16 protein-coding genes are annotated in these 18754 nt (G+C 45.0%); 11 read left to right on the top strand and 5 right to left on the bottom strand.

Translation table 11 applies throughout. The features are described 5' to 3' along the window. Nucleotides 1-387 precede the first annotated feature (387 nt). From ACM0P2_RS12675 to ACM0P2_RS12665, 3 genes are all read left to right on the top strand, one after another. Nucleotides 388-1596: a DUF445 domain-containing protein gene (locus ACM0P2_RS12675; protein ID WP_159117526.1), complete on the top strand. Its 1209-nt coding sequence runs from the start codon at nucleotides 388-390 to the stop codon at nucleotides 1594-1596. Between the two features lie 73 nt (nucleotides 1597-1669). Beyond that, on the top strand, nucleotides 1670-2335 hold the full coding sequence (locus ACM0P2_RS12670) for a TetR/AcrR family transcriptional regulator (protein ID WP_159117527.1): 666 nt from the start codon (nucleotides 1670-1672) through the stop codon (nucleotides 2333-2335). 10 nt (nucleotides 2336-2345) lie between these two features. Continuing rightward, nucleotides 2346-3785 (top strand): wax ester/triacylglycerol synthase domain-containing protein, encoded by a 1440-nt coding sequence (locus tag ACM0P2_RS12665; RefSeq protein ID WP_105929347.1) that lies wholly within the window; start codon nucleotides 2346-2348, stop codon nucleotides 3783-3785. Nucleotides 3786-3852: 67 nt separating this feature from the next. On the opposite strand, the gene ACM0P2_RS12660 is transcribed toward ACM0P2_RS12665, so the two are convergent. Beyond that, nucleotides 3853-4578, bottom strand: a complete 726-nt coding sequence (locus ACM0P2_RS12660; protein ID WP_159117528.1) for a DUF1439 domain-containing protein — start codon at nucleotides 4576-4578, stop codon at nucleotides 3853-3855. Between the two features lie 207 nt (nucleotides 4579-4785). On the opposite strand from ACM0P2_RS12660, the gene ACM0P2_RS12655 reads away from it, so the two are divergent. Continuing rightward, nucleotides 4786-6423 (top strand): GMC family oxidoreductase, encoded by a 1638-nt coding sequence (locus ACM0P2_RS12655; RefSeq protein WP_159117529.1) that lies wholly within the window; start codon nucleotides 4786-4788, stop codon nucleotides 6421-6423. Nucleotides 6424-6641: 218 nt separating this feature from the next. On the opposite strand, the gene ACM0P2_RS12650 is transcribed toward ACM0P2_RS12655, so the two are convergent. Continuing rightward, nucleotides 6642-7247, bottom strand: coding sequence for a TetR/AcrR family transcriptional regulator (locus tag ACM0P2_RS12650; protein ID WP_159117533.1), 606 nt, complete (start codon nucleotides 7245-7247; stop codon nucleotides 6642-6644). 138 nt (nucleotides 7248-7385) lie between these two features. Between ACM0P2_RS12650 and ACM0P2_RS12645 the strand changes: the two genes are divergently transcribed. From ACM0P2_RS12645 to ACM0P2_RS12635, 3 genes are all read left to right on the top strand, one after another. Further along, entirely contained in the window at nucleotides 7386-8225 is an 840-nt protein-coding gene (locus ACM0P2_RS12645; RefSeq protein WP_159117534.1) for a crotonase/enoyl-CoA hydratase family protein, read from the top strand. Nucleotides 8226-8342: 117 nt separating this feature from the next. After that, nucleotides 8343-10385, top strand: coding sequence for an NADPH-dependent 2,4-dienoyl-CoA reductase (locus ACM0P2_RS12640; protein WP_159117535.1), 2043 nt, complete (start codon nucleotides 8343-8345; stop codon nucleotides 10383-10385). Between the two features lie 208 nt (nucleotides 10386-10593). Continuing rightward, nucleotides 10594-10947 (top strand): HopJ type III effector protein, encoded by a 354-nt coding sequence (locus ACM0P2_RS12635; RefSeq protein ID WP_159117536.1) that lies wholly within the window; start codon nucleotides 10594-10596, stop codon nucleotides 10945-10947. A 68-nt stretch (nucleotides 10948-11015) separates the two neighbouring features. Here the strand turns inward: ACM0P2_RS12635 and ACM0P2_RS12630 are convergent, their stop codons facing one another. The 3 genes from ACM0P2_RS12630 to ACM0P2_RS12620 are packed head-to-tail and all read right to left on the bottom strand — an operon-like array spanning nucleotide 11016 to nucleotide 13437. Continuing rightward, on the bottom strand, nucleotides 11016-12233 hold the full coding sequence (locus tag ACM0P2_RS12630) for a retropepsin-like aspartic protease family protein (protein ID WP_159117537.1): 1218 nt from the start codon (nucleotides 12231-12233) through the stop codon (nucleotides 11016-11018). Further along, nucleotides 12230-12679 (bottom strand): acyl-CoA thioesterase, encoded by a 450-nt coding sequence (locus ACM0P2_RS12625; protein WP_159117538.1) that lies wholly within the window; start codon nucleotides 12677-12679, stop codon nucleotides 12230-12232. Before ACM0P2_RS12625 ends, ACM0P2_RS12630 begins: the two co-directional genes overlap by 4 nt. 47 nt (nucleotides 12680-12726) lie before the next feature. Then, nucleotides 12727-13437, bottom strand: a complete 711-nt coding sequence (locus tag ACM0P2_RS12620; protein WP_159117539.1) for an FFLEELY motif protein — start codon at nucleotides 13435-13437, stop codon at nucleotides 12727-12729. 151 nt (nucleotides 13438-13588) lie between these two features. Here ACM0P2_RS12620 and ACM0P2_RS12615 point away from each other — a divergent pair, with 151 nt between their 5' ends. From ACM0P2_RS12615 to ACM0P2_RS12600, 4 genes are all read left to right on the top strand, one after another. Continuing rightward, nucleotides 13589-14197 (top strand): elongation factor P hydroxylase, encoded by a 609-nt coding sequence (locus ACM0P2_RS12615; protein ID WP_159117540.1) that lies wholly within the window; start codon nucleotides 13589-13591, stop codon nucleotides 14195-14197. Next, nucleotides 14194-15342: an ATP-NAD kinase family protein gene (locus ACM0P2_RS12610; protein WP_173360189.1), complete on the top strand. Its 1149-nt coding sequence runs from the start codon at nucleotides 14194-14196 to the stop codon at nucleotides 15340-15342. The genes ACM0P2_RS12615 and ACM0P2_RS12610 overlap by 4 nt, the downstream gene beginning before the upstream one ends. A 124-nt stretch (nucleotides 15343-15466) precedes the next feature. Continuing rightward, entirely contained in the window at nucleotides 15467-15760 is a 294-nt protein-coding gene (locus ACM0P2_RS12605; protein ID WP_159117542.1) for a YfcL family protein, read from the top strand. 205 nt (nucleotides 15761-15965) lie between these two features. Then, on the top strand, nucleotides 15966-18719 hold the full coding sequence (locus tag ACM0P2_RS12600) for a M16 family metallopeptidase (RefSeq protein ID WP_159117543.1): 2754 nt from the start codon (nucleotides 15966-15968) through the stop codon (nucleotides 18717-18719). Nucleotides 18720-18754 lie beyond the last annotated feature (35 nt).

The raw sequence follows: 18754 nt of genomic DNA, 5'->3' as shown, positions 1-18754 counted from the left end.
GCTTTGTTAACCGCTGTAATTTAAAAATTACAGCAATCTAATGCCCTTAGGTTTTGTAAATCGAACTCTCATCTAATGCTGAAGCTTATTCGCTAATAAGCTAGCTTTTACACCACACTATCCTTGAACAGACAATTCAAACGTGAATTCACGACGCACAACACCCTATACTTGCAGTTTATGAGCTTTATTTAGAATTCACTACCTAATAGCTAGATAACTAGACCTAATTTGCTATAAGAGCGTATTAATATGTCTAGTTATTACTGTTTCACTTACTTGTTTTCAATCAACAATTCGAAGTAATTTTACTTTTTACGTTGACCATTTCATAAGCACTCAGTAGCCTGATGATGAGAATAATAAATTGGAACCCTTACTTGCAGTATGGAATGGAACCTTGAAACCCTGAGTTTGCTATCAATTCCTTTAATTAGCGCTATCGTTGGCTGGCTTACCAACTATCTTGCGGTAAAGATGATGTTTTATCCCATCGAATTTGTGGGCGTAAAACCTATTTTCGGATGGCAAGGTCTTATCCCTGCAAAGCGCCGTCAAATGGCGGAGATTGAAGTTGAGTTAGTTCTTGGAAAGCTTCTTAGTGTTGAAGAGCTAGCTCAGCGGCTCGATGCAGACGAACTCACCAAGGCTATTGAAAGGCGTTTAAGCCAAGTTATTCGCAAAGTCGTAAACGATGTAATGTCCGAATCAGCGCCACAGCTGTGGGCAGCGCTTCCCGTACAAGGTAAAAACCTGGTCTATCAGCGAATAGAAAACGATATTCCCAATGTGGTTCATAAAATGGTGGATGACTTCCAGCATAATGTCTCTGAAATTTTGGATATTAAGGAACTGGTTGTAGAACAGCTCGTTAATGCGCCAGAACTAGTCAACGAAATATTTCTGACTGCGGGCAGTAAAGAGTTTCCCTTTATCGTGCGTTCAGGCTTCTATTTCGGTTTCCTATTCGGCCTACCGACCATGTTGCTTTGGTATTTTTATCAGGCTTGGTGGATATTGCCATTAGGCGGGCTCTTGGTCGGTTATGCGACAAATTGGATTGCCATTAAAATTATCTTTGAACCTAAACGACCGGTAAAATTAGGGCCCATCACTGTTCAGGGCATGTTTTTAAAGCGCCAAAAGGAAGTGTCTGAAGTTTACTCTACCATTATAGAGCAAAAGCTTATCACGCCTAAAAATATCACCCACATTATCCTTCACGGTTCAGGTTCAGCGCAGTTACTAGAACTCATTGAGCTTCACGTTAATGATGCCATCGAGCGCTATGTCGCCATAGCGCAACCCTATTTTGCACTGGGCGTCGGCTCGGAAAATTATCACAACATGAAAGCGCTAGCGGTGCGTCAAATATTCGATAATTCTGATAAATATCTGTTGTATGCGTTTGACTACGCCAACAATGCGTTGCAGGTTGGTCATGATCTCAGTGAGCGAATGCAGGCATTAAGCGTTGAAGAATTTGAAGGGGTATTGCGGCCAGCTTATCAACAAGACGAGTGGAAACTCATCGTGACCGGCGCTATTTTAGGTATGGTGGCTGGGATTGCCCAGCTTTATCTTGTTTTTATGTAGTGAAGATCATGCAGAGTGTTTTATACCGCAACGTTGCTATTTCATAGCTTATGTAAAAGGATTGGACTCAATTATGAAGACAGCGCAAAAAATATTACTTACTGCGCTTACGTTGTTTAACGAGCACGGCGAAAATACCGTGACCAGTGTAGACATTGCTTTAGAGTTGGATATTAGTCCAGGAAACCTTTATTACCACTTTAAAGGTAAAGACAGTATTGTAAGTGCATTAATGAAAATGCATGAGCAACAAATGCATAAAGTATTGAATAGGGATAAGCTAGATACTCTTCACCCTGAAGAAATCATGTACTATCTGTTTCTACTCGTTGATAGCATTCACGTTTTTCGTTTTTTTTATCGCAGTCCGGCGGATTTAGCTGAAAAATACCCAGCTATTGTTCGTCCCCGCCAGCACATACTGACAAACTTGAACAAACAGTTGGCGTTTCTTTTTGACGCGTTAGCTCAGCAAGAAACCCTTATCGCGACGAAATCAGATAGATCGTTACTAGTAGATTTAATCTCGTTGATCATAACTCAGTCGTGCCAATTCGATGAGTTAAACAGTCATATGGACAGTGCTATGCAGCGCTATCATGCGTTGTCGCTAATGATGGTGAGTGTATTACCAAGGCTGGCGCTTTCAGATGAACAGAAGCATCAACTGTCGCAGCTGCTCAACTCTCACGATTTCATGAGAGATGCTTCAACGCAATCCCCATTCGACTTCGCTTAGAGGAATAACCATGGCAAAAACGCTCAGTTTCTTAGATAAGTCATTTTGGATAACAGAATCAGATGAAAATCCGAAACATGTCGCTTGTTTGCAGCTACTTGCCATTCCTAAGGGAGCAAAAAGTACAGACTATGTTCCTCAATTGTTCCAAGAGATACGAAGTTTTGCTCGTGCTACCTCTCCATTTAATTGTGCAGTAAAAACCGTATTAGGTTATCCGGTGGGGTTTGCGCCCGTTAAAAAACTCAATATGGATTATCACGTTCAGATTCATCGCGTTGCTGATGTGAAAAACAGAGAAGCGCTAGATGGTTTCGTAGCGAGACTACATGCGTCACGTTTGGACCCCGATAAACCTTTGTGGCAATACCATTTCATATTTGACGATAATAGCGATACGTTTGCCATATATGCGCGGGTTCATCACATGTATGGAGACGGAGCGACATTGGTACGCTGGTTTCAGGCTGGCTATGTATCACACTCACATGAGACAAAGTTTACGCCGGTGTGGGCGGTAAAGCGGCTTAGGCACAGGCGTCATGAGCCCATCAGTTTTTATAAACGCCTAGTTGGTGTCGGTTACGCACTCAAAACGGCTTTTGATTTATTAGTTATTTTTCTTCGTATCTTTATGAAGATTTTACGGGTTAACCCTCACTATATGCCGGTTCCATTCACAGGGACAAAAACCGTACTAACTGGGCAGGTTAAAGCAGGGAGAGCGGTAGCGACCATGGATTTAGACTTTAAGCGAGTGAAGGCGCTTGCAAGACGTACTCGGTCGACTGCCAATGAAGTACTGTTATGTGCCTTTGATATCGGCGTTCATAAACTACTGCAAGATCACGGGCAGGTATTTAAAAAAGCCTTGTTCACCAATATGCCGATTAATTTGCGCAAACCCGGTGAGAAAACTACAGGCAATAAAATTGCCATTGTACCGGTTCAGCTCGCTCACGGCGAAACAGACCCCTACCTTCGACTGCGCCAAATTGTGGTCAATCATCGTATTGTAAAACACGCCGCTCAGCATGCCCGACCTGCAGCTTTTAGCGGCTATACCATTGTAATTCAATCGCTGGCATTAGTATTTGAATGGCTAAATTTATCGAGCGTAGTTAAGCCAATTGCCAATATTTTAATATCAAACGTACCAGGACCTAAAGATATCCGCTATTTGAAAGACGCTGAACTCTTAGCTTGCTATCCCATTTCGACGATGACACCGGGCGGCGGAGTAAACATTACGCTAATGACTTACGCGGGCACAGCGAACGTCGGCTTAGTATGCTGTAATAAAAATATAGAATCGTTGCAGCCGTTAGCAAGATACGTGGAAGAAGCGTTTGATATGTTAGAAGCGAGCGTGGACGACCCAAGACTCAATATTGAAGACATCGGCGAACAGGTAGATATGGTGCCGGTCTCCATTGTTTCAGACCATTAAAAACGTGGTAGAAAACCTTTCTTGAATGGTGAAGTATTGAAAACAGTAAGCTGAGACAAGGAAGAGGTTATTTGCTTAGGTAGAAACGGAGTACGTCGTCTTCAACCCGCACACTTTGACCAAGCTTGGAAAAAAGGACCTCTCGCCAGTGATCGTTTCGCATGGTGTGGCTTAAATGTTCTTGAGTAATCTGTTTTTTAATTGCGCTGTCAATTTGTGGTGTGTGGTAGTCCAATATCGCTTGCTTCGAGCCTGATAGATAGAGCCTCAGATAGTCGGCAGCGATGTCTGATGTGCCCGCGCTAAACAACGAAAAAGCGGTTTTCAGTGGCCCTCCGAACAAGTTATTGACACTTTTGGGAAAAAAGCGAGTGAGTAAAAATTGGGTATCTTTAATTAAAGCATAATCGTCGTTCACCAATGTGACGCTATCGGTTTTCAAGTCGACTAAATAAAGCGTACTCATGTTTTTGTCGTAGTGGGGGGTAGCAGATAAAGTGAAAACTACGTGGGCACGGTAGATAGTGGTTGCTGCAACTTCAATCTTTAACGCTGCTAAACACTGAAGGCCGATACGGTTATGTTCACTATCCAGAATCAAGTTACCTTCAAGGACTCTCACAGTACCCGTACCAACGGGTATCTCAAACGTGAATGTGTAGGGAAAACTATTAGCTATTAGACTGTGCAGCTCAGACTTGGAAAAATCGTCGTGTGTCAGTTTCCCTAGTTTTACAAGCCACTGAGCAAAATACACTTTGCATTTGTCTTTTAACGATAGGTTATTTGGCAAAATTCACACTCATGGTATTGCTAATGATTATGCAGTGGCTGACAGCAGGCTAGCGTTTTTCGATGATCGATAAACTAAGTTATCAGGATTATTAGATTTTTTAAATCTATCAATTTAATTCTTTTATTGATGAAGTATTGTTTGCTAATCTGGTCGTACCACAACGTTTTTTTAACATTATTCGATTTGGCTTAAGGAGCTAGCGAAATGAGCGAAGTACTCAACAAGTACGATTATATTATTGTAGGTGGAGGCTCTGCTGGTGCTGTTCTTGCCACGCGCTTGTCAGAAAATCCTGCGCTTGATATTTTGCTATTAGAAGCCGGCTCTAAAGACACGAATCCGTTAATCCATATTCCTTTTGGCCTTTCTGTACTCAGCCGCTTTGAAGGCATAGGCTGGGGGTATCATACGGCACCTCAAAAAGAAATGTATGACAGAGAGCTGTTTTGGCCTCGCGGTAAAACCTTGGGCGGCAGCAGTTCAGTCAACGCCATGTGCTATATACGGGGGCAAAAAGAAGACTACGACCGCTGGGCTAATGAAGAAGGAGCCGAGGGCTGGTCATTTGAAGATGTACTGCCTTATTTCAAACGCTCTGAGAACTTTGAAGAAGGGGCTGATGAGTTCCACGGCACAGGTGGCCCACTAAATGTTAGCAAGCTTCGGCATACAAGCGTGCTTTCAGACGCATTTGTAAATGCAGCGTCATTCGCCGGTTATAAACAGCTCGACGATTTTAATCGCGACGAGCGGGAAGGGCTTGGCTTTTATCACGTCACTCAAATTAACGGGCAACGCTGTTCTACCGCTAAAGGTTACCTTTCTCAAGCTAAGCATCGAAATAATTTGACGGTGCTCACGAAAGTTGCGGCAGAGAAAGTGCTGCTTAAAGAGGGCCGAGCTATCGGCGTTCAAGTGCGTGAAAAAGGCGCGGTAAATCGTTACTTTGCCAAAAGCGAAGTCATTTTATGTGGTGGCGCTATTAACTCGCCACAATTGCTTATGTTATCTGGCATTGGGCCACGCGCTGAGTTGGAAGAAAAAGGTATATTCGTCCAGCAAGACTTGCCGGGTGTCGGACAAAACTTGCAAGATCACCTGGATGCAATAGTACAGTATACCTGTAAAGCACGGGAAGGATACGCGGTAGCCTTCGGTGCGCTTCCTTCTTACATTAAAGCTAGCGTTGACTACGCGTTCAAACGAAATGGCATTCTTTCATCAAACGTTGCAGAGGCGGGGGGGTTTGTGAGCTCTAGTTTAGCCACACAAGGCCCCGACATTCAATTCCACTTTTTACCTGCAATTCTAAACGACCATGGAAGACAGCTAGCTTTTGGTTACGGTTATGGCCTTCACGTATGTTGCCTATACCCCAAAAGCCGCGGCACTATCTCGCTTCAAAGCAACCATCCTGCTGACCAGGCACTTATCGATCCGAATTATTTGTCTGCAAAAGAAGATCAGCAAGTCATGATTGAAGGCGTGCGTATTGCCCGAAAGCTACTATCTGCACCAGACTTCGACAAGTTCCAAGGCAGTGAGCTATACCCAGGGGAAGATGCGCAAACCGATGAAGAAATATTAGAATTTTTACGTGAGCGAGCTGAAACCATCTATCACCCAATTGGTACGTGTAAAATGGGCAGTGATGACGATGAGATGGCAGTGGTTGATACACAATTGCGAGTAAGAGGTGTAAAAAGTCTAAGAGTGGTAGATGCTTCGGTGATGCCAAGCTTGATTGGCGGCAATACCAATGCACCCACCGTCATGATTGCCGAACGTGCTGCTGAGTTTATTAAAGCGACCCACGAAGGTCAGCCTGTTTCTCTAGCTTAAGCTGAGTCTGCTTAAACAGGTGTGAAAGTTAGGAGCGAGGCACTGTCTCGCTATGACGCTTGCCAGACCTTCCCGAAGGGCGAGTTTAAAATGTCCGTACTCTTTGTTGTGTCACCTTGATGCAGAACCACTATACCTACGGTAACACGCCGCGATTACGAACATTTTAACTCTCGCTGAGTGGGTAATTATCTATGCGGACTGGTATTAAAGCTTGATTAGGGCTGCTTTTGCATAAATAAGTCCGCTGCACAGTCACACATTTCTTTAATATGGCTATTGTCAGCATAGATACCGTCAATCAGTAACCTTGCAATTCCATGTAACGTGCCCCACGTAACCTGAGCTAAACGAAGAGCATCTTGATTATTCGGCAGCAACCCTTTTTCTTGCCAATAGCGCGTCATCGTCACTTGAAACTGAAAGCAGGGGAATGCCACGTTTTTCAGGTCATTAGTGGCCGCTTGATTCTGCCAGATAGTACGACCAAACATTAATTCATACATCTCTGGGTTGTCGGCAGCGTAGCCAATGTATTCATGCACAAATTCGCGAAAACGCACCTGTGGAGTTTTATTGTCTTGCTCAAATATTCGTTTAGCTGCGGTATGCCAGTCACTAAAGCCTTTGGCCGCAATAGCGCTTAACAGGGCACTCTTGTCTTTAAAGTGGTGATAGGGCGCAGTACGAGAGACGCCGGCATCCTCAGCCAGCTTTCTCAGCGAAAGACTATCAACGCCATGCTCCGACAAACGCGCCGTTGCTGCCTCTATAAGGGCACTGCGTAAATCGCCATGATGATAGCTTTGTACTGCATTAGCCATATATCAAATATTTCCGTTGTTGCAATTGGGACGAATAGATAACGTTTTATCTTGACACTGTCAACATAGCCTTTTATCTTGACGCTGTCTAGTTTGCAAATTTGTTAACAGGAACAGCCCAAGGAGACAGCGCAAACCATGAAGTACTCTACATTAGAAGTAAAACAAGAAGGCCATATTGCCCACGTAGTACTTAATCGCCCTGAAGCGATGAACAGCATGATCCCAGAGTTCTGGACCGAGCTACCGGCAGCCATTCGTGAAATAGATGATGAAGCCAAAGCACGGGTAATCGTTATTTCATCTACAGGTAAGCATTTCTCTGCCGGTATGGATTTATCGGTGTTCCTGAATATGAAAGAAGACTTTAAGGGCGACCCATCGCGCAGAGCTGAGCGTATGCGCCGTATGGTGATGTTGCTTCAAGATAGCTTTACCGCCATAGAGCAGGCACGTATGCCGGTTATTGGTGCCGTGCAAGGCGGGGCAATTGGTGGAGCTGTAGATTTACTAAGTGCATGCGATATGCGCTATTGCACCCAAGATGCCTTTTTCACCATTAAAGAAACCCAATTAGGTATGACGGCGGATGTGGGCACGCTTCAGCGCCTCCCAAAGCTTATTCCCATTGGCATAGTGAAAGAGTTGGCGTATACCGGTCGCAACTTTGGTGCAGCAGAAGCGCAGCAGCTCGGCTTTGTGAATCAGGTATTCGATGATCAAGCGTCAATGCTAGAAGCGGTAATGAAAATAGCTCAGCAGATTGCAATGAATTCGCCGCTAGCAGTTTCAGGCACTAAGACTATGATTAACTACGCGGTAGAACACACGGTGGCAGAAAGCTTGACTTATATGGCCACATGGCAGGCGGGAATGTTCCAAATGGAAGACGTTTTCAAAGCCATGGAAGCACAGAAAACAAAAACGCTGCCGGAGTATCCGCCATTACACACAGCGATTAAGAAAATGAATTCGTAAGTGAATGTAATTAGTTGAATTTTAGAGCGCCTTCACAGAAAAAGCGTATTAGACAAGAATATTTAAACAGGCTTTTAACGGCTTTTACCAAGCCAAAACGACTTTCAGGAATGTATCATGAATCAGACCGTTACCGATCATCCCGTATACCCTCATTTATTTCGCCCGTTAGATTTAGGTTTTACCACCCTCAAAAACCGTGTGCTTATGGGCTCTATGCACACGGGCTTAGAAGAATTACCCGACGGCCACAAACGCATGGCGGCATTTTATGGCGAGCGTGCCAGAGGTGGTGTAGGTCTTATTGTTACCGGCGGTATTGGGCCAAATGAAGAAGGCGCTACTCATCCATCAACGTTTCGTCTAGACACCGACGAAGCGGTGAAAAACCACAAGGAAGTGACTGACGCGGTGCATATTGCAGGCGGCAAGATTTGTATGCAGATACTGCATACGGGTCGTTATGCGTATAGCCCTAAGCTTGTTGCACCTTCTGCGGTTCAAGCGCCAATTAATCCGTTTAAGCCTAAGGCACTTGAAGCTGAAGAGATTGAAAAGCAAATCAAAGATTTCATCACTGCCGCAACCCAAGCCCAGCGCGCAGGTTACGACGGCGTTGAAATCATGGGGTCAGAGGGTTATTTCCTTAACCAGTTTATTGCTAAGCGTACTAACCACCGTGACGATGAGTGGGGCGGCGAATACGAAAACCGAATCCGCCTGCCGATTGAAGTAGTACGCCGCGTGCGCGAGGCAGTAGGTAAGAACTTTATCATTATCTATCGTTTGTCGATGCTCGACCTGGTTGAAGGTGGCTCTACTTATGAAGAAGTCGTACAGCTTGGTAAAGAAATCGAAAAAGCGGGTGCCACTATTATCAACACCGGTATTGGCTGGCATGAGGCGCGTATCCCAACAATAGCAACTAAAGTACCCCGTGCGGCATTTACGTGGGTAACGGCTAAATTCCGCGAAGCACTATCAATTCCAGTGATTACATCGAACCGCATCAACACCCCAGAGGTTGCTGAAGAAGTGTTGTCTCGCGGTGATGCTGACATGGTATCTATGGCGCGTCCGTTCTTGGCCGACCCTGACTTTGTGCGCAAAGCGCAGCAAAATAAAGCCGATGAAATTAATACCTGTATTGGCTGTAACCAAGCCTGCCTTGACCATGTATTTAACGGTAAAATGACCAGCTGTTTGGTAAATCCAAGAGCCTGCCACGAGCTTGAAATTAACGTGAAACCAGCCGATACCAAAAAGCGTGTTGCAGTTGTGGGTGCAGGCCCGGCTGGATTAGCAGCGGCAGTCACCTCAGCTGAGCGTGGACACGATGTTGTGGTTTACGATGCATCTAGTGAAATTGGTGGTCAATTTAATATCGCCAAACAAATCCCTGGTAAAGAAGAGTTCTACGAGACGCTGCGTTATTTCAAGCGCCAGATTGAGCTTCACAAAAACATTACCCTTAAACTGAATACCTATGTTGACGCCGCCACGTTAAACGATGAAGGGTTTGACGAAGTGATGGTAGCAACGGGTATCAAACCACGCACGCCAGCGATTGAAGGTATTGAGCATGAGAAAGTGCTGACCTATATCGAAGTATTGAAGGAAAAGAAACCCGTTGGCAATAAAGTGGCCATTATCGGTGCTGGTGGTATTGGTTTTGATACCGCTGAATACTTGTCTCATGGCAAAGAAACGCCAAGCCAAGACATTCCTGCATTTATGAAAGAGTGGGGCATTGATATGACCTTCTCGGCTCGCGCGGGTATAGAAGGCGTTAAGCCGCAGCCAGAGCCATCGCCAAGAGAGATCTTCCTACTACAGCGCAAGACTACAAAAGTAGGCGCAGGTTTAGGCAAAACAACGGGGTGGGCACACAGAGTAGGCTTGCTGGCCAAAGGCGTTACCATGATCCCTGGCGTAAGCTACGATAAAATTGATGACGAAGGGCTACACATTACGGTAGAAGGCAATAGCCAAGTATTGCCAGTAGATAACATCATCATCTGTGCAGGCCAGGAGCCGATGCGAGATATCGTTGAAGGCTTAAACATGCCTTATCACTTAATTGGCGGTGCTGATGAAGCGTTAGAGCTAGACGCAAAACGCGCCATCGACCAAGGCACGCGAGTGTGTGCTGCAGTTTAACGACCTAGCACAAAAACAAAGTTAGAAATATAAGTGCCTCATTAAAAGGTACTTCAGATTGATGTAAACCCCTCTTTTTTCGGAGGGGTTTATTTTTTCTAGCTGCCGAAGGCTGTGATTTTTTATGAAAATACCGAAACCAAATTTGTTTCGGCCTGTTGAAGTTACCTAGACCTGCTATTATCACTTTCTTTTTTTCGAGATAAACATGGCATACAGCAACACCCGAGACTTAGTTCAAGCCGTTAGCAATTCACCAGAGACTATCGAGTTTAACGATGTTATCGCGCTCGTAGATAGTGCTTTTGCCTTTACGCCAACCGCGTTTACCAATGGTGATGTGTCAAACGAAGCAAACCAGAATAATGGTTCATGCAAGCTGCTTGCACTGGGTCAGCATTTAAAGCTAAATCAAGCACAAACACTGGCTTTGTTTGGACGATTCTATCGCGAAGACGTACTTAATAACCCTAGTGGTAACGACCACGCCAATATCCGCAACTTTATGAAAACAGGGCATGAAGGCGTGGCGTTTGAGACGTTTCCTTTAGTTGAACTATAAGACAGCAAAGCGTTATGACAGTTGAACGGGTAAAGGGTTGTGAAATCGTGACATCCTTTTGAAATAGGTTAGTCTCGCTCTGTCAAAATCAGCTCGCTAGACTGGGGCATTATCGCAAAGTCAAACTGCCCTAAGACGTTCATTCCCAGTAAACCATCAGCATCGGGTAGGGCGTCCTCGGGAAGAACGATGGCAGATACATCATTGAACTCGTAGCCAGCGAAATAAAATCGCGGTATTTGTATAAGTGGAGCTTCGATAGTTCCTGATGCGGTTCTAACGTTGAAGTTGCCAATAAACGTGAGGTTTCGCATACGGCCCAAGCGAGCAAATAATCGCGACGATATTGCAGTAGTACTGGCACCCGTATCTAAAATCATGTTGGCTTTTTGGTTAAGCGCCTTTGCCTCAAGACGATATTGATCGCCAATGCGTTCAAGGGCTACGCGTGTTTGATACCGAGCCGCGTCTGGGCTTGTGGGTTCAATTTCGCTGTTGCTTGGTGCGGTGTCTGCGCTGGCCATATCGCGCATTTCATAGGCTTTATCGCGAATCATATTGGCGTCTCTGTCGTTTAACGGCAGAGCGGCGAGTACATCTTCCATTAGCGTAAGCTTTTGCTGGTAAGCGTACGCTTCAGCCAAATTGAGGGTGTAGTGTTTAGCGTCGGGTATGCGTTGATACAAGGGCTCATTTAACCTAGCAACTAGTTCCCATTGTTCGTCTTGACTTAACTGCGTTTGCGCCTGCTGATATAAAGTGGCAATTTTAGTGTCGATCAACGAGAGCGTTTCAAGTGAAAGAGACAACTCAGCTAAATCGTAATAGTGTACCAGAGCCGTGGGAAGTGGCTTCGTCATCTCAATCAACTCACCTTCCAGTAACAGTAGCGATTCGTTGAGCGGGCTATTTTTTAAATAGTTGGTTAGTTCAGTGGCGAGTAACGCATACTGTCCGTCATCGAGCAGAGTGGTTAGGGCTGCTATATTATTTTGGGTAATCTGTCGCGAAGTTGAGCGTAGATCTTCACGCTCATTTGACGGTATGCTAGTTCTGTCAACCTTCGAAGAAAAGGTGGGTTCACGTTGTTTGTTGAAGGGCTCTATATTGCCCTTCGCCTGTTTCTCACTTTCTTGCGCTGCCTCATGTTGTAAACGATGCTCATAGCTTGCTTCCAGCTTATAAGCACTGTCATTGTGCTGCTTTAAGCTAATCCATAGGTAAACATTGATGCCTAACGACACGCATAGAAACAGTGTAAGCAGAACTGCGAGCCATCTTCTCATTGTTTTAAACACGCCTGACCATAAACGTCCACAAACTGCTTAGGCATCCGTTTTGGCGCGCCTGTATCAAGGCTAACACATACAAATGTGGTTATGGCATCGAATACGGTTTTGTTTCGCTTTGGGCAGATAAACTGAAATTGACGCTTTAAAGTCAGTTTGTTGTCACAATGCACTATCCACGTTGCGCATTCTAAGGTATCACCAAGATGAGTTGGCAGGTGATAGTTAAGTTCGTGACGCTTGATCACCATACCTCGGTTTAGCGCTTGATAATCGGCAAATTGTAAACCGAGCGCGTTTGAATGAGCCCATGCCAAGCTTTCTAGCTGCGACAGGTATGCCACATTATTCACATGTTGATAGTGGTCTATGTGCGTTTCATCAACATGCCATTGCTGCACGTAGGGGGTGTCTAACATCCAATTTAGCGTTGGGTTGCTCAAATTTCTTCCTTTCTTTCAATCTGTTTTATATCTACCACAACTTCGCTTCACATAACAGGTAAAGGGTTATCTTCAGGTAACGTCAACTCGTCACTCAATAACGTCTGCATTATCGCCTTTTCACGTACCAACACCGGCTGAATAAAGCTTTGTACATCACCTAAGGCTTTGAACGCATCGAACCCTCGTTCCAAAAATTCGTGTAGGGCAAGCAAGCCTGCAAGCTTTGCGGGTCTCCGCGATAGAGAAATTAGCATACCTATACCACGAATTTTTATGACATCAGAAAGTTGATCGCCCAAGTGTGAAATTATATCGATTTGATGTGTGCGATCGTCGATTCTGCTAACGTGTCGATAGGCGAGCGCATAGTTATCGCGATTGATGGGTTCGTCAGGAAAGTGAGCGTTAAGGTACTGAGCCATCGCCATATCTAAATCAAACGACAATGCATTTAACGATAGTGCATCGTCCATGGCGTTCATGGCTTTATCGGGGAGTACTTTTGCGAGTTTTGGAATAACGCGAACTAAGTCAGCGTCCCGTTGGCTAAAGTCTTTTGGGCCATACAACTCATCCACAAAAAACGCCATGGCTTTTTGGTAACGCTTTTGCTGGGCTAAATCGTCGTGAGTAACCAGTAAACGCTCACATTGCCAATGCTGCAGCTGATGAATGATAGGCATTACGCCCAGTTGATTAGCCAAATCACGAAGGGCATTTACCCGATGGATATGTTTAATGATCTCTTGCGCCAAATGACAAACTCCCCGTAACGTTGGCATAACTCAATTTTTGTAAACCTAGATTGACCCAAGCAAGCGTGCCTTTCAAGTGAGAAAGTGATGTTTTACTGGTATACTCGCCGCCATTAGTTTAGCTCGCTTATTTAGATTATTAATTAACGTAATGAACAGTCAAAGTAGTCAGTCATCATTGAACAATACCCTCGAAAATGATCCCGCTTATGCACACAAGCTAGGTTCAGAAAGAGACAAAGATGTTCCCACGTTAATATCATTATTTAATAGCACGTTTGAAGATTTCAATACACGCTTGGTTTTAGGCGATGATGAACCTATTTACATCCCTGCAGGTAACGAAAAACCTTACCATCAAATCGTGTTTGCTCATGGGTTTTTTTCAAGTGCTTTGCATGAGATTGCCCATTGGTGCATTGCGGGCGAAAAGCGCAGGCTTTTAGAAGATTACGGATACTGGTATTGCCCTGATGGACGTAATGAAACTCAGCAGGCAGATTTTGAAAAAGTAGAAATTAAGCCGCAAGCTATCGAATGGGCGTTTACCGAAGCCTGTGGAAGAAGATTTCAGGTGAGTACCGACAATTTGAACGGCGCAGAACCCGACAGAGAAGGTTTTACTAAAAATGTTGCAGCGCAGCTAGCGCTTTATAAAGCCGATGGCTTTCCGCCTAGAGCTGAACGCTTTATCAACGCCTTAGAAAATACTTTTTGCAAAAAGAAGCACGATGACGCCCCTGGAGCAAATGCAGCATGATAAATAACGACTCTGACCGCCCAGCCATTTTTAAGCTTGGTGTTCTGGTAAACCCTTTTGCTGGAATAGGCGGGGCTCTTGCACTTAAAGGCAGTGACGGCGCTGAAATTCGTGAAAAAGCACTTGCCATGGGTGCAGAGCAAAAAGCCAACGAAAAGATGGCTAAAGCACTTAGTATTCTTGAAGCATTATCGGGGCAATTTACTGTCATGACCGCGTCAGGCGATATGGGCGAAACAGTGTGTGAATCTCTAGGTATTCCTTATGAGGTAATCTACACACCTAATGCCGAGCAAACCGAAGGTGAAGATTCAGAGCGCGCTGCAAAAGCCATGGTAGAAGCTAACGTTGACCTACTACTGTTCGCAGGAGGCGACGGCACTGCGCGAAATATTTGCAGCGTAGTTGGCACGCAGGTACCAGTGTTAGGCGTGCCAGCGGGCTGCAAAATTCATTCAGGCGTTTACTGTGTATCGCCGTCAGCGGCGGGGCAGGTAGTAAGCCAAATGATCGCTGGTGAGCTAGTTAGCGAGATGGACGCCGAAGTCCGTGATATTGATGAAAATGCGTTTCGCGAAGGAAAAGTGATTGCTAAGCATTACGGTGAAATGCGGGTACCGGCCGAGTTGACTTACGTTCAAGCAGTAAAAATGGGCGGCAAAGAAGACGAGGCGCTAGTGTTAGACGACATTGCCGCTTATGTAAGCGAAATTATGGACGATGAGCCTGACACTTATTTTGTTATGGGTTCTGGCTCGACCGTGGGCGCGGTTATGGAGTTCCTCGACTTAGATAATACCTTGTTAGGTGTTGACGTAGTCAAGCAGGGTGAAGTAGTGGCAAGTGACGTGACTGCTAGCGAATTGATTACGCTAACTCAAGATAAACCCACCAAAGTGATTTTGACGGTTATTGGTGGTCAGGGGCATATCTTGGGCCGCGGAAATCAACAGTTAAGCCCCGCGTTTATTCGTCAAATTGGCAAACAAAACATGCTTGTCGTCGCCACTAAGCAAAAACTTCAGGCATTAAACGGTAAGCCGCTTCGATTAGATTCAAGCGATGCATCCCTCGATTCTGAATTAGCGGGCGCGTTTACGGTTATTACAGGCTACAAAGATAAAGTACTTTGCCAGGCTGTTTAAAAGCAAAAGCAAGATAAAAAGAAGAAGCGATGCGTTTATTGTCAGCACGTTTCATTTTAAATTTAAGAAAATAGAAAACTGAAGATTAAGAACTGATATCTAAATATCGAAAAAGGAGTATGAAGTGTTACCACCTGCTGCAGCACCAGAACATGTCGTTAAAGCGATTGCAGAGATAGAGGCAAGCCTTGACGACGTAGTTAATCACGGTAGCGACGACGAGTTGTTTATTGCAAGCTATCTGCAAGGGCATTTCGCAGTAGAATCCCGTCAACTGGAAATGCGAGAAGATGCCTCCATAGCCATGCTCAACGATAAAATGGTGGAAAGCTTAAATGAAGCGTTTGCCAACAATGAACTAGAAAGCGAAGACGCCAAACAAGTAAAGGCGCTTTGGGATAGGTTAGTCGCGATGTAAATGCGGCTATCCTTTGCTTCTCTCAACCGGTTGCTTTTTTCCTTTTTCTCTCAATCCTTTGTCCTTTACAATCCGTTACAGTTTTATTTTTCGTTATCCTTTATTTACTGCCAGATTAGCTTATCTTTTATAATGCCTCATAGTGAGTGTGCAGTGCTTGGCGCCCATAGGTGTTTAGCACAGACTAAAAATTAAGGATGACGACATGACTGTACTTGAATATCTCACCCAGCGCTTGAAAGTGAGCGTAGGTGTGCTGGCTGTAAGCAGTGCGCTGATAAGTTCAGCTTTTGCTGCGAATGACATCAATATCGATTACGAAAAGTTTACTACCGATAACGGGTTAACCGTAATTGTTCATGAAGACCGCAAAGCACCAGTGGTCGCTGTTGCAGTGTGGTACAAAGTAGGTTCAAAAGATGAGCCAGAGGGTAAATCTGGGTTTGCCCATTTGTTCGAACATCTAATGTTCAACGGCACCGAGAACTACGATGATGAATGGTTCGGGCCGCTTCAAGACGCCGGGGCCACAGGCCTAAACGGTACCACAAATTTTGACCGTACTAATTACTTTCAAACCGTTCCCACACCCGCACTAGACCGTATTTTGTGGATGGAATCTGATCGCATGGGTCACCTTTTAGGTGCTGTTACGCAAGAGAAGCTAGATGAACAGCGTGGCGTTGTACAAAATGAAAAGCGTCAAGGCGAAGACCAGCCCTACGGAAGCGTTTTTACACACATTTTTGAAGGTTTATTCCCCGTTGGACACCCATATCACCACACAGTGATTGGTTCAATGGAAGACCTTAATTCAGCGTCGTTAGATGACGTAAAGGGCTGGTTTAATAAATATTATGGCCCCAATAACGCGATTTTAGTGTTAAGCGGCGATATTAACGCTGAAGAAGCCAAACCTTTAGTTGATAAATACTTTGGCGATATTGAGCCCGGTCCTGCACTATCTAAATGGCAAGCATGGGTGCCGAAACGCAGCGTAAATACCCGCGAAATTATTCAGGACAAAGTGCCTCAATCACGAATTTATCGCCTTTGGGTGTCACCTGAGAATACATCTTCAACCGCAACCGATTTATTTATTGCAGCAAGCGCGTTGGGTGACGGCAAAAATTCTCGTCTATATAAAGAACTTGTTTACGACCAGCAAATTGCTACTAATGCCTCGGTATTTAACTACGAGCTACAAATGGCGTCTATTTTTGGCGTAACGGTTGACGTGAAAGACGGCGTTGACGTTGCCATGGTGGAAAAAGAAATCGATAAAGTCATTAGTGAATTTTTGCGTAAAGGGCCTAGCAAAGACGAAGTTAAATTGGTGTCGACTAAGCGACGTGCTTCGATTATTCGTGGTCTTGAAGAAGTAGGGGGCTTTGGTGGCAAGGCTGATACCCTTGCGAGCGGTGAATTTATTGCTGGTGACCCTAATTATTTTAAAACTGAGTTAAGTGAGCTAGATCAGGCGACGCCTAAAAGCGTTAAAGCCGCCGCCAATAAATGGCTAGAAGAAGGGTGGCATCAAATCACGGTTGTTCCGTTTATCGAGCACGCAGCCTCGACAGAAGGCGTTGATCGCAGTTCGGGTTTGCCGTCAATCGATGCCGAGACCCAACTGAGCTTCCCTGAAGTGAAAGAAACTACACTATCCAATGGTATAAATGTAGTATTTGCAAAACGCTCTACGGTTCCATTAGTTAATGTGGCTGTACAGTTTGATGCAGGTTACGCGGCTGACGCCGGTGGCAAGCTTGGACTTGCGAGTTTCACCACTCAGATGCTTGATGAAGGTGCAGGTAAATACGATGCTTTAGAACTGGCTGCAGAACTAGAACAGTTGGGAACAAATTTAAACGCCGGCTCAAATCTCGACACCACCACTGTTAGTATGTCGATGCTAACAGAGAACATGGAGCCATCGCTGGAACTCTTGGGTGATATCTTAAAATCACCCACGTTCAAAGATGAGGAAATAGAACGTCAACGTGCACTTATTCTAAGCAATATCGCACAGCAAAAAACACGGCCTGTAAGTATTGCGCTTACGTTGCTGCCACCGCTCATCTATGGCGAAGGCCATGCCTATGGTATTCCGTTTACTGGTAACGGAACAGAGCAAGACGTGCAAGCAATAACGCGAAGCGATCTAGTTAGCTTTAAAAATACGTGGCTACGCCCTGATAATGCGACAATTTTTGTTGTGGGTGACACTACGTTAGACGCCGTTAAACCTATGCTCGAAAAAGAGTTTGGTAAATGGAAAGTCAAAGGCGACAAGGGCGCGAAACACATTGCTGAAGCGACCATGCCTGAACAAGGTCAGGCAATTATTATCGACCGCCCAGGCGCGCAGCAGTCGCTTATTTTAGCCGCTCACTTGGCACCGGCTACGGGGGCTGATAACAACATAGCCATCAATGCTATGAACCAAACCTTAGGCGGAGCTTTTACCGCACGCGTGAATATGAATTTACGTGAAGATAAAAGTTGGTCTTATGGTGCGTACACTTTCCTACAAGATGCCAGAGGTCAGCGTCCGTTTATGGTTTATGCTCCCGTACAAACCGATAAAACAGGCCCGTCTCTGCGTGAACTTAAAAAAGAGATTAGCGCATATTTAGGTGATAAACCGCCGATGGAGAATGAACTCGAGAGAGCTCGGTTAGATGAAGTTCGCTCATTGCCAGGTCAATTCGAGACGGCGAATGCGGTGCTGAATAGTTTGCTGTCGAGTAAAAGGTTCAATCGACAATACAACTACCCTGAGTTTTTAGTGGAGAAGTACAACAATTTGACTTTGGACGACCTCAGCAGGGCGGCTGAAGAAGTGTTACACCCAGAAAAACTCACTTGGATAATCATTGGTGATGCTGAAAAGATCAAAGAAGAAGTTGAAGCAGCAGGACTTGGCAAGGTCAGTGTTCAAAGCATGAACTCGCTGTAATACGTACGCTTGTTAAAAGAGTAAATACAGGGTCG

This window comes from Alteromonas sp. OM2203, from assembly GCF_048517045.1.
In the GTDB taxonomy this organism is placed as follows: Bacteria; Pseudomonadota; Gammaproteobacteria; order Enterobacterales; family Alteromonadaceae; genus Alteromonas; species Alteromonas gracilis.
The sequence above is the reverse complement of the archived record's forward strand: the minus strand, read 5'-3'. Positions and strand labels throughout refer to the sequence as shown.

Excerpts from the sequence above, each read along its gene's own strand:
- ACM0P2_RS12675 (WP_159117526.1), top strand. The coding sequence starts at position 388 with ATGGAATGGAACCTTGAAACCCTGAGTTTGCTATCAATTCCTTTAATT.
- ACM0P2_RS12670 (WP_159117527.1), top strand. The coding sequence starts at position 1,670 with ATGAAGACAGCGCAAAAAATATTACTTACTGCGCTTACGTTGTTTAAC.
- ACM0P2_RS12665 (WP_105929347.1), top strand. The coding sequence starts at position 2,346 with ATGGCAAAAACGCTCAGTTTCTTAGATAAGTCATTTTGGATAACAGAA.
- ACM0P2_RS12655 (WP_159117529.1), top strand. The coding sequence starts at position 4,786 with ATGAGCGAAGTACTCAACAAGTACGATTATATTATTGTAGGTGGAGGC.
- ACM0P2_RS12650 (WP_159117533.1), bottom strand. The coding sequence starts at position 7,247 with ATGGCTAATGCAGTACAAAGCTATCATCATGGCGATTTACGCAGTGCC.
- ACM0P2_RS12645 (WP_159117534.1), top strand. The coding sequence starts at position 7,386 with ATGAAGTACTCTACATTAGAAGTAAAACAAGAAGGCCATATTGCCCAC.
- ACM0P2_RS12640 (WP_159117535.1), top strand. The coding sequence starts at position 8,343 with ATGAATCAGACCGTTACCGATCATCCCGTATACCCTCATTTATTTCGC.
- ACM0P2_RS12635 (WP_159117536.1), top strand. The coding sequence starts at position 10,594 with ATGGCATACAGCAACACCCGAGACTTAGTTCAAGCCGTTAGCAATTCA.
- ACM0P2_RS12630 (WP_159117537.1), bottom strand. The coding sequence starts at position 12,233 with ATGAGAAGATGGCTCGCAGTTCTGCTTACACTGTTTCTATGCGTGTCG.
- ACM0P2_RS12615 (WP_159117540.1), top strand. The coding sequence starts at position 13,589 with ATGAACAGTCAAAGTAGTCAGTCATCATTGAACAATACCCTCGAAAAT.
- ACM0P2_RS12610 (WP_173360189.1), top strand. The coding sequence starts at position 14,194 with ATGATAAATAACGACTCTGACCGCCCAGCCATTTTTAAGCTTGGTGTT.
- ACM0P2_RS12600 (WP_159117543.1), top strand. The coding sequence starts at position 15,966 with ATGACTGTACTTGAATATCTCACCCAGCGCTTGAAAGTGAGCGTAGGT.